Origin of the sequence: Streptomyces sp. NPDC017529, assembly GCF_044329785.1 — a bacterium.
GTDB lineage: Bacteria > Actinomycetota > Actinomycetes > Streptomycetales > Streptomycetaceae > Streptomyces.
Genome location: NZ_JBIRJY010000021.1, coordinates 15,701 through 26,555, shown reverse-complemented (window position 1 = coordinate 26,555; position 10,855 = coordinate 15,701). Strand labels below are relative to the sequence as shown.

At 73.6% G+C, this 10,855-nt stretch carries 9 protein-coding genes; all 9 read right to left on the bottom strand.

Features of this window, described 5'->3' with window-relative positions; all coding sequences use genetic code 11:
• Positions 1–57: 57 nt before the first annotated feature.
• Positions 58–486, bottom strand: a complete 429-nt coding sequence (locus tag ACH4K4_RS32940; RefSeq protein ID WP_398172491.1) for a GNAT family N-acetyltransferase — start codon at positions 484–486, stop codon at positions 58–60.
• Positions 487–551: 65 nt separating this feature from the next.
• Entirely contained in the window at positions 552–1,442 is an 891-nt protein-coding gene (locus tag ACH4K4_RS32935; RefSeq protein WP_398172489.1) for an LLM class F420-dependent oxidoreductase, read from the bottom strand.
• Positions 1,443–1,578: 136 nt separating this feature from the next.
• A complete protein-coding gene (locus tag ACH4K4_RS32930) occupies positions 1,579–4,155 on the bottom strand; it encodes an ABC transporter permease (protein ID WP_398172487.1) in 2,577 nt (858 codons plus the stop codon).
• Between the two features lie 6 nt (positions 4,156–4,161).
• Entirely contained in the window at positions 4,162–4,962 is an 801-nt protein-coding gene (locus ACH4K4_RS32925; protein WP_398172485.1) for an ABC transporter ATP-binding protein, read from the bottom strand.
• 157 nt (positions 4,963–5,119) lie between these two features.
• Positions 5,120–6,310 carry an alpha/beta hydrolase family protein gene (locus ACH4K4_RS32920; protein ID WP_398172483.1) on the bottom strand — a complete coding sequence of 397 codons (1,191 nt, stop codon included), beginning with the start codon at positions 6,308–6,310 and terminating at the stop codon, positions 5,120–5,122.
• A gap of 410 nt (positions 6,311–6,720) precedes the next feature.
• Complete coding sequence (locus tag ACH4K4_RS32915) at positions 6,721–7,401, bottom strand: class I SAM-dependent methyltransferase (RefSeq protein ID WP_398172481.1); 681 nt, start codon at positions 7,399–7,401, stop codon at positions 6,721–6,723.
• Between the two features lie 102 nt (positions 7,402–7,503).
• Positions 7,504–8,190, bottom strand: coding sequence for a dethiobiotin synthase (bioD, locus tag ACH4K4_RS32910; protein WP_398172479.1), 687 nt, complete (start codon positions 8,188–8,190; stop codon positions 7,504–7,506).
• A 91-nt stretch (positions 8,191–8,281) separates the two neighbouring features.
• Positions 8,282–9,592 carry an adenosylmethionine--8-amino-7-oxononanoate transaminase gene (locus tag ACH4K4_RS32905; RefSeq protein ID WP_398172477.1) on the bottom strand — a complete coding sequence of 437 codons (1,311 nt, stop codon included), beginning with the start codon at positions 9,590–9,592 and terminating at the stop codon, positions 8,282–8,284.
• A complete protein-coding gene (bioB, locus tag ACH4K4_RS32900) occupies positions 9,585–10,751 on the bottom strand; it encodes a biotin synthase BioB (RefSeq protein WP_398172475.1) in 1,167 nt (388 codons plus the stop codon). The genes ACH4K4_RS32905 and bioB overlap by 8 nt, the downstream gene beginning before the upstream one ends.
• Positions 10,752–10,855: the final 104 nt, after the last annotated feature.

Below are 10,855 nucleotides of genomic sequence, written 5' to 3'. Positions count from 1 at the left end.
GTAGCGGCAGGCGGACGAGGGGCGGGGTGCGGCGGCAGGGGCTGGAGCGGGCCGGGATCAAGCCCGTACCAGCGGTTTCACCCACCGCCGCCAGTGGTTCTCCCGCTGGTACCCGGCGGCCGCCCAAGCATGCTGGGCCCGCTCGTTCGCCTCCAGCACCATGGCGTCGCCGCGTCGGCCGCCCACTGCCTCGAAGCGCCGCTCGGCCGCTTCGAGCAGCGCCGTCGCGATCCCCTGCCGACGGTACGCGGGCAGGACCGCCAGCCGGTACAGGGAGCAGCGCCAGCCGTCGAAGCCGGCGATCACCGAGCCCACCAGGACCCCGCCGGACTCCGCGAGGATCAGCGCCTGCGGGTCCCGCTCGACGAGCCGGGTCACCCCGTCCACGTCGTCGGTGATGGATGTGCCCTCCGCGGCTTCCCGCCAGAAGGCGAGCACGCTTTCGGCGTCGCCCGGCACGGCCGTCCGGATCCGTATGTCGTTCATGCCCGTGAGCCAAACACAGGCCCGGCGGCCTGTCAGCGTATTTCGGATAGCGGACGCGGGCGGGCTCAGCTTCCCTTGAGTTCCTCGATGACCGGCGCGAACGCCTCCATGGAGGGGTCCAGCACGGTGATGTAGGAGAAGCCGTAGCGCTCGCGGTGTGCCCGCAGCTGTTCGGCCATCTGCGAAGCGGTGCCGATGAGGAACGTCGGTACGTGCAGCGCCTGCTCCTCGTCGACGCCGATGTCGTGCCCGGCGATCTCCCGTGCCGCGGCGCGCCGGTCGTCGGTGACCAGGACCCGCTGGACCAGGATGTTCAGCTCGGCGGGCCGCTCGCGGTCCGCGGCGGCCTTCCGGTAGACGGCGAGGGTGTCGTCGAGCGCCTCCGCCGTCAGGAGTTCGAGCGTGCCCTCCGGCTTGCCGGGGGCCGCCCGGCCGCCGGTGAAGGCCGCGATGTCCGCGTGCCGGGCGGCGAGCCGCAGCATGCGCGGGCCGTTGCCGCCGATCAGCAGCGGCGGCCGGGGCTGCTGGGCCGCCTTCGGCAGGTGTTCCGGGTCGCCCAGCAGGCGGTCCAACTCCTCGACCGTACGGGTGAGATGATCCACGCGCTCGCCGGGCGACCCCCACGGCAGGCCCGCCTTGTCGTGCTCGTCGCGTACGTACCCGGTGCCCAGGCCCAGTTCGAGCCGGCCGTCGGTGAGGAGATCGGTGGTGGCCACCTCGCGGGCGAGCAGCGTCGGGTTCCAGAAGCCCGCGTTGAGGACGAAGGTGCCCACGCGCGGGCGCTCGGTGGCCTCTGCGGCGGCGATCAGCGCGGGGAACGGCGCGGGCCAGCCGATGTGGTCCGGCACGAGCACCACGTCGTAACCCAGCTCCTCGGCCCGGCGGCACTTCTGCCGCCAAGCGGATCCCGACTCGATGGTGAGCATGTTGACGCCGAAGCGGAACGGACGTGGCATGGGGCCCCCTTGGAGTGCGCGCGGCAGCCGGCCGGCGTGTGTGGTGGTCGTGTGGTGCGGACAGCTGGTGAGTGTAGTGGAGGTTCGCTTTTTGTCGAACCATGGTGCGGGCGACCCGGCGTACGGGCGCGCCGGGTCACTCGTGGGCGATGGCGGCCAGTACGTTGAGCCGGGAAGCGCGCAGCGCGGGCAGCAGCGCCGCCAGCAGCCCGACCACCACGGACCCGGCCACCACCGCCACCACCGTGGCCCACGGCACCGCGAACACCGTCAGCCCCTCCAGCGCCAGGACCCGTTGCGTGGCGACGCCCCAGACCAGCCCGAGCCCGAGGCCGAGGACCGCGCCGAACAGGGCGATCACCACGGACTCCAGCCGGATCATCCGGCGCAGCTGCCTCCTGGACAGCCCGACCGCGCGCAGCAGCCCGATCTCGCGGGTGCGTTCGACGACGGCCAGGGCCAGCGTGTTGACCACGCCCAGCACCGCGATGACGATGGCCAGCCCGAGCAGCCCGTACAACAGGTTGAGCAGCCCCTGGATCTGGCCGCTGACCAGTTCCTTGTAGTCGGCCCGGTCGCTCACCTGTACCTGTGGGAACGGCTTGAGCGTCCGCTCAAGGGCCGCCCGCAGCGCGTCCGGAGCGGTCCCCTGGGCGGCGTTCACGAACAGCACCGAGTCCTCGCCGCGCGGGACGTACTTCTCCAGGGTCGCCATCCCCATGAAAAGCCCGCCCTCGGTCCCCGGCCCCGAGCCGGTGTCCTCGGTCAGCGCACCGACCGTGAAGCGCGCGGGCCGCCCCGACGCCAGCACCGCGTCCAGCCGGCTGCCCACCCGCAGGCCGTGCTCCAGCGCGAACTTCCGCTGCACGGCGACCCGTCCGGGCGCCAGCGCCGCCGCGGTGTTCCCCGCCGTGTACTCCACCTTCGCCACCGCGTCGAAGTCCCGGTCGAACGCCCCGGCCACGGTGGTGACCGACCGGCCGTCCGGCAGCCTCAGCCGCAGCGGCACCACGCGCTGGCGTACGACCGTGCCGGCTCCCGGTGTCGCGCGCACCCGGTCCGTGACCTGCCGGGAGAACGGCACGAACGACGGGTTCTGTACGACGAAGTCCGCGCCCAGCGTCCGGTCGATCTGCCGCGTGATCGACGCGGCGGCCGAGGCCCCGGCCACCGACAGCCCGGCCACCAGCGCCAGCCCCACCATCAGGGCCGCCGCCGTGGCGCCCGTACGGCGCGGATTGCGCAGCGCGTTGCGGCGGCCCATCCGGCCCACCGCGCCGAACGCCGGCTCCAGCGCCCGGCCGAACAGCCGGATCACCGGACGCACCAGCAGCGGCCCCGCGATCACACCGGCCACCAGCGTCAGCAGTACGCCCAGCGCCAGCAGGGGCCCGGCGCTCGCCGTCCGGTCGCTCAGCGCACAGCCCGCCAGCGCGCCGGCGCCCGCGAGGCCCACCAGGACCGCCGCGACCGTGCGAAGGCGCAACGAACGGCCTTTGCCGGGCAGTTCCACGTCGGCGAGCGCGGCCATCGGGGAGACCCGGCCCGCCCGCAGCGCCGGGAGCAACGCGGCGACGAAGGTCACGCCCACGCCGACGACGTACGCGGCGACCGGCGTCGGCCAGCCCAGCACCAGATCGGCGGTGTCCAGCCGCAGCCCGAGCCAGCCCATCGCGACGACCAGCAGCACCGCGAGCCCCACGCCCGCCGCGAGCCCCACCGTGGAACCGAAGACACCCAGCAGCAGCGCCTCCAGCAGCACCGAACGACGCACCTGGCGGCGGTCGGCGCCGAGCGCCCGCAGCAGCCCCAGCTCCCGGGTGCGCTGCGCGATCAGCATCGAGAACGTGTTGACGATCAGGAAGATCCCCACGAGCACGGCGACGCCCGCGAAGCCCACCATCATGTACTTCAGGATGCTCAGGAAGTCGCCCAGCTCCTCGGCCTGGCTCTTCTTCTGCTCATCCCGCGTCCGGACGTCGTACGCGGCGGCGCCGGTGCCGAGCGCGGCGGTGATCCGGCTCTTGAGCACGCTGTCCGGCACGCCGGGGGCGGCGTCGACGGATATGCCGGTAGCCCGGTCCGTGCCGCCCAGCAGAGCGCGCTGCGCGGCCCTGGTCTCCAGGAAGACCAGCGAGCTGCCCGGATTCGTGGTGGTGAAGGCGGCGATGCCGACGACGCGTACGGACGTGGTGCCCGGCGGGGCGATGACGCGCAGCGTGTCACCGATGCGGATGCCCGCCCGGTCCGCGGTGTCCCGGTCGATCACCGCCTCGCCCGCGCCGCGCGGCGCACGGCCGTCGGCCAGCCGTACGGGACTGCGGTCGGTGGGATACCAGTTGGCGGCGATGGACGGGGCGTTTCGCGTGACGCCCACCGGCCGGTTGCGCGCGTCGGTGACGGTGACCCTCCCCACCTGGACGTCGAGGTGCGCGCCCGCCACCCCCGGGACGCCGGCCACCCGGCCGCGCAGCGCGGCCGGTACGGTCGGCGTCTCGGCCGAGCCGATGCCGCCCGGCGCGTCGAAGTCCTGCCGCGGCGCCACCTCCACGTCCGAGGCGGTGGAGGCGAAGAGCCGGTCGAAGGTGGCGCCGGTCGTGTCGGAGAAGATCAGGCTGCCCACCACGAACGCCACCGACAGCACCACCGCGAGAGCGGACAGCAGCAGCCGCCCCTTGTGCGCGAAGAACCCGCGGAGCGTGGCTCTGAGCACGGCGGGTCAGCCGTTCCGGCGGGGGCCGGGGTGCGGGGCCGCCGCGAAGATCTGCATCCGCTTCAGCACGGCTTCCGCGGTCGGCCGCGCCATCTCGTCCACGATCCGCCCGTCCGCCAGGTAGAGCGCCAGGTCGGCGTGGGCCGCGGCGTTCGGGTCGTGGGTCACCATCACGACGGTCTGCCCGAGCGCGTCCACCGCTTTCCGCAGGAAGTGGAGCACCTCCAGGCCGGAGCGCGAGTCCAGGTTGCCGGTCGGCTCGTCCGCGAAGATCAGGTCGGGACGGGCGGCCAGGGCACGGGCGCAGGCCACCCGTTGCTGCTGCCCGCCCGAGAGCTGGGCGGGCCGGTGCCGCAAGCGGTCGCCGAGCCCCAGCGTGCCGATCACCTCGCGCAGCCACTCCCGGTCCGGTGCGCGGCCCGCGATGTCCAGGGGCAGCGTGATGTTCTCCTCGGCCGTCAGCGTGGGCAGCAGGTTGAACGACTGGAACATGAAGCCGACATGGTCCCTGCGCAGCCGGGTCAGCTGCCGGTCGTTCAGGCCCGTGATCTCCCGCCCGCCCAGCCACACCCGGCCGGCGGAGACCGTGTCCAGGCCCGCGAGACAGTGCATCAACGTGGACTTCCCCGAACCCGAGGGCCCCATCACCGCCGTGAACCGTCCGCGCCCGATGGTGACGTCGACGCCGTCCAGCGCGACGACCTGCGTCTCGCCCATTCCGTACGTCTTGACCAACGACACCGCTCGCGCGGCCGCCTCGCCGCCTTCGGTGACACCCTCCGCCGTACCCGCCACCGGTGTGGACACGTCAGCCTCCCCGACGTCGGCCCCGCGCATCACGGGGCGGCAACTCCCGCGTGGACCCCGACAGTAGGGCAGCTCCCGGCGCCCGGGTATCCCTCTGCGGGGTCCCTGACGGGCCCGCCGCCTCCTCCTGCCGGAGGACCCGCCCCTGATATGCGCCTCAGGCGGGACGGTGGAACTTCACCTCCGTATGCTCCTTGTCCGGGCCCTGGAGCAAGGGCTGCGGTATGTGGCGCAGATGCAGGTCGAAGAAGGCTCCTACGTAGGCGCGGGTGAGGTCGACCGACCGCTTGCCGGACAGGGCAGGTGCCGGGTCGGGCATGCCGAGCTGGTCGGCGAGGGCCGGGGTGTCGGTGAACGTGTAGTGGTCCGAGCCGGCGACGGTCAGCCAGCGCTTCCAGCCGTCCAGCCGGCGCCAGGTCTCGTCCCAGGTCGTGTCCTTGCCGCCGGGCCGGTGGACCTCGTTGTCGGTGCCCAGCATGAGGAAGGGACGGGAACCGAGCCCGCCGGCCGGTACGGGGTCGTGGAACGAGCCGTCCATGTTGACGCCGGCCCGTATCCGGCTGTCCAGCGCCATGGCGGAGACGGCGCTCGCGCCGCCGAGCGAGTGGCCTCCCACACCGATGCGGTTCTTGTCTATCAGGTGAGCGTACCGCCAGGCGGGCCGGCGTCCGGTGAGCTGGTCCAGGACGAACGAGACGTCCTTGGCCCGGCCCGTGGCGGCGTACCGGCCGGTCTCCCTGTCGTGCACCTGCGGGCAGGCGGCACACGTCAGCATCCGGCCGCCGGGGAAGGCCGTACCGACGCTCTCGTAGGCGTGGTCGACGGTGGCGACGACGTAGCCCCGGCTGGCGAGTTCCTCCGCGAGGCTCGTGAGGGTGTAGCGGGAAGCGGTGAAGCCCGGCGAGAGGACGAGCAGCGGGTACGTACCGGTCGCGGGGCGGGCGCCGGTGCGGCTGTGGGTCGCCGTGCCGCTCACCGCCTCGGCCGGGACCACGTCCTCCAGGCCACGGTCCTTGAGCAGGAGCCGGATCTCCTCGGTGGTGGCGTACCGCGCGGGTGTGCCGGTGCCGGAGCGCGCCGGGTAGAACAGATCGACCATCAGCTCCCGGGCCTTCGCCGCCGGCACCCACGGGTCGGGTCTGCTGTGGTCGGTGAGGGGCAGCGTGGCGCGGCCGACCGCGTACCGCCCGGTGGGGGCGGGGAGTTGCAACTGCGCGGCGGACGCCGGTGGGGACGCTGTGGTGGACGCGGGCGCGGCGGAGGCCGTGCCGGCCGCGGCGAGGGGCAGCGGGAGGCTGAGCGCGAGAGCGAAGGCGGCGGTACCGGCCGCGCGGAACAGTCTGACCATGCGGATGACGTTAGGCTCCGCCGCTGGGCCCGCGCGTCGGCCGCAAGGTTGGTCATGGCCGTCGGTACGCCCGTAAGGAGCGTCCGGGGGCGTGGCGTTGACCTGCGGTTTCTTGGGACGGGCCGGCTGCGCCGACGAGGCGTCCGGTGCTGCGGACACGGTGCGTGTACGACCCGGGGAGGATGCCGGGGCGGCTCCCGGGCGGCCGGAGCGAGCGGTCCGACCGCCTGTGAACTGGGCGTTCGGCCGGCGCCCGGCAGCTCGGGCGCCGCCCGCGACGCCACCGCGCCTGCCCCTGTACGACCATGGTCTGATGGCGTGCGGAAGAACCGGCACGGCGCGCGCGAACCGTACGGCACCGGCCCGCCGGACCGCCTCCCACCCGACACCAGTGCCGCGATCCGGTGCGGCTATCTCTCTCGGTGGTCCCCCGCCGGCCGTGCGACGCCCACTACTGTCCACGGCGGGGCGGGCTTGGCGCCGTGGCCCAGAAGGCGGCCCCGCCGGAACGCGCCGACCTCGAACCCCGCGGCCCGTATCGCGCCGAGCGGATCGCGCGACAGATGGCAGTTGCCCATCAACAGCGGCCACACCGAGCGGTCCAGGGCCCGCTGGAGCGTGGCCGGCCCGTTCCGCCGGGAGCGTTCGTGTTCGAAGAAGCGCAGTTCGCCGCCCGGCCGCAGCACCCGCCGCAGTTCCGACAACGCGCGCTGTACGTCACGCACCGAGCACAGCACCAGTGACAGCACCGCCGCGTCGAACGCCTCGCTCTTCACCGGCAGCGCCTCTGCCGTGGCCGGTACGACGTCCACCGGTATGCCGGCGCGGGCCGCCTCGGTCAGGGCCCGCCGCCGCAACGTGCGTTCCGGCTCGATCGCCACCACTTCCGAGACGGTGCCGGGGTAGTGGGGGAAGTTCGCTCCCGTGCCGGCGCCGATCTCGATCACCCGGCCCGACAGACCGGCGAGCAGGTCGCGCCGTAGGTCCGCGAGGCCCGCGTGGCGGTCGGCGAACGGCGCGTAGCGCGCGTACCAGTGGGCGAAGACCGGATGGTGCACGGCTCCTCGCGCGACCTTGCTGCGCTGCGGCATGGCTGGATCCTCTCGCCGGACGACGTTCTCCGGTTCGAGTGTCCCGCCGTGCCGTGCCGCGGGACCACCGGGCGGGCCATGCCGGGTTTTGGACACCGGCTCCTACGCGGTGCCTCCGAGGGCCGGTGCCAGCCAACCCGGCGCCTTGGCGCGGAATTCTCCGGGCGGCAGGCTCCCCGCCCCCTCCGGGACGCGGCCCAGAAGCGGCGCGCCGGCCGCCTCGGGAAGGTCGGTGAGGTTGCAGCGGGCGGCCAGGCAGGGAGCGGAAGGCCAGCTGCCCACCACGACGCCGGGGCAGTCGACGCCGTACGAGCGCAGGGCGAGCGCGGTGAGCGCCACCGCGTTGAGCGTGCCGAGCCCGGCCTGTGCGACCACCAGCACGGGGGCGCCGGCCAGGCGTGCCGCGTCGGCCAGGGTCGCGCCGCGCTCGTCGAACCGTACGAGCAGACCGCCGGCGCCCTCGACCAGCACGAGGTCGTGCGAGGCCGCCAGCTTGGCCGCCGCCTCGGCGATCTCCTCGGGGCGCACCGGTGGCAGGCCGGCGCGGCGCGCGGCCGTGGCGGGCGCCAGGGGCTCGGGGTAGCGGGCGAGTTCGGCGGTTTCGACCTGCGGCCCCGCGAGCCGTACGACCTCGGCCGTATCGCCCGGTTCACCGGCGGCGACGCCGGTCTGGGCGGGCTTGAGCACCGCCACGGAGCGGCCTTGGGCCAGCGCCGTCGCGGCCAGGGCCGCCGTGGTCACGGTCTTTCCGATCTCTGTGCCCGTTCCGGTCACGAACAGTACCGACACGATGGGTTTCTCCTGTCTTCGAGCGTGCGGGGGCCTGGTTGCCGCCCCCTCGGAGGTTTCGGGCCCCGGCTCCACCGCCGGGGCCCGGCCCTCATCCCTCGGCCGCCACCGCGCGCACCGCCGCGCAGATCCGGGCCACGTCCTCGTCCCCGGTGACGTACGGGGGCATCGTGTAGACGAGGTCACGGAACGGGCGCAGCCACACGCCCTCCCGGGCCGCCGCCCGCGTGGCGGCCGCCATGTCCACCTCGTGGTCGAGCTGGACGACACCGATGGCGCCCAGGACGCGGACGTCCCGTACGCCCTCGACGGCACGGGCCCCGGCGAGCCCGTCCCGCAGCCCGGCCTCGATCCGCTTGACCTCGCGCGCCCAGTCCTGGGAGAGGAGCAGGTCGATCGAGGCGTTGGCGACCGCGGTGGCCAGCGGGTTGCCCATGAAGGTCGGCCCGTGCGCGAGCGCCGGCACCTCGCCCCTGGAGATCCCGTCCGCCACGGCGGCCGTGCACAACGTCGCGGCCAGCGTGAGGTATCCGCCGGTCAGCGCCTTGCCGAGGCACATCACGTCCGGTGTGACACCGGCGTGTCCGGCGGCGAAGAGGGATCCCGTACGGCCGAAGCCGGTGGCGATCTCGTCGAAGACGAGCAGGACGCCGTGCTCGTCGCACGCCTCGCGGAGCACTCGCAGGTAGCCGGGGGAGTGGAAGGACATCCCGCCCGCGCCCTGGACCACCGGCTCCACGATGACCGCCGCCAGTTCGTCGGCGTGCCGTGCCACCAGGTCGCGCAGCTGCGCCGCGTACGCCGGGTCCGGCGGGGCGTCGAAGCCGGGGGGCGGCGGGTCGGCGAAGAGCTGGCGGGGCAGCGCGCCCTGCCACAGGTCGTGCATGCCGCCGTCCGGGTCGCACACCGACATCGGCTGCCAGGTGTCGCCGTGGTAGCCGCCGCGCCAGGTCATCAGCCGCTGCTTGCGCGGCCGCCCGACCGAGCGCCAGTACTGGAGGCACATCTTCACGGCGACCTCGACGGACACCGATCCGGAGTCGGCGAGGAAGACGTGTTCCAGGCCGTCGGGGGTGATCTCCACCAGCCGGGCGGCGAGGCGTACGGCGGGCTCGTGGGTGAGGCCGCCGAACATCACGTGACTCATCCGGTCCAGCTGGCCGCGGGCGGCGTCGTCGAGCACGGGGTGGCGGTAACCGTGCACCGCCGACCACCAGGAGGACATGCCGTCCACCAATTCGGTCCGGCCTTCGACCGGTTCGGCCAGCCTCAGTCGTACACCGGACGCTGACGCGACGACCAGCGGATCGACGCGGTTGGGCATCGGACCGTACGGATGCCAGACGTGCTGCCGGTCCAGCGCCAGCAGTTCGGCGGCGGTGAGCCGGGTGGCCTCAGGCATTCGGCGGCAGCTCCGTACCCGCGCCCCGGCGGCGTACCGCGACCAGGTCCGTACGGGACTCGCCGGCCGGTTCCGCCTCCGCTTCGCCGTCCCCGCACGGCCCGCAGCCGCCGCCCGCGCCGCCGTGGCCGCCGCAGCCGCCCGCGAGCGCGTCCGCGCGGTGCTCCGGCAGCGTGGTGGTCGCGGTTCCCTCCACCTCGAAGCCGGCATCGGCGATCATCGCCAGGTCGTCCTTGCCGGCCTGGCCCTCGCTGGTCAGGTAGTCGCCGAGGAAGATGGAGTTGGCCAGGTGCAGGGCCAGCGGCTGCATCGAGCGCAGGTGCACCTCGCGCCCGCCGGCCAGCCGTACTTCCACGTCGGGGCAGACGAAACGGACCATCGCCAGGATGCGCAGCGCACGCTGGGGGGTGAGGTTCCACTCCTTGGCGAGCGGTGTTCCCTCGAAGGGGATGAGGAAGTTGACCGGGACCGAGTCGGGGTCCAGCTCGCGCAGCGCGAAGACCACGTCCACCAGGTCCGCGTCGCTCTCGCCCATGCCCGCGATCAGCCCGGAACAGGCGGACAGGCCCGCCGCCTGCGCCTGCTGGACCGTTTCGACCCGGTCCGCGTAGGTGTGCGTGGTGGTGATGTCCCCGTAGGTGGCCTCGGACGTGTTGAGGTTGTGGTTGTAGGCGTCCGCGCCCGCCTCCCGCAGTCTGGCCGCCTGGCCGTCCGAGAGCAGACCGAGGCAGGCGCACACCTCGACGCCCTCGTTCTGCTCCTTGATGGCGGCGATGGTCTGCGACACCCGGTCCACGTCCCGGTCCGTCGGCCCGCGGCCGCTGGCCACGATGCAGACCCGCTTGGCGCCGCCGGCCACCCCGGCCGCGGCGGCCTTGGAGGCGTCCTCCGGCTTGAGCCAGGTGTACTTGAGGATCTCGGCCTTGGAGCCGAGCCGCTGCGAGCAGTACGAGCAGTCCTCGGGGCACAGCCCGGACTTGAGGTTGACCAGGTAGTTGAGCTTCACCCGCCGCCCGAACCACCGGCGGCGCACCTTTCCGGCCGCGGCCACCACGTCGAGCAGGTCGTCGTCGGACGTCGCCAGTACGGCGAGCGCCTCTTCGCGGGTCGGCAGTTCGCGCCGCAGCCCCTTGTCCACCAGCGTTGTCAGCAGATCCATGGCGACGATCCTGGCGTACGTCCACCACCCGCGACCATGGAGGAACCCAACAAGGGCGCCGATCGGGGGTGTGTGCATGGCCACACCGTAGGAGCGAGTAACGA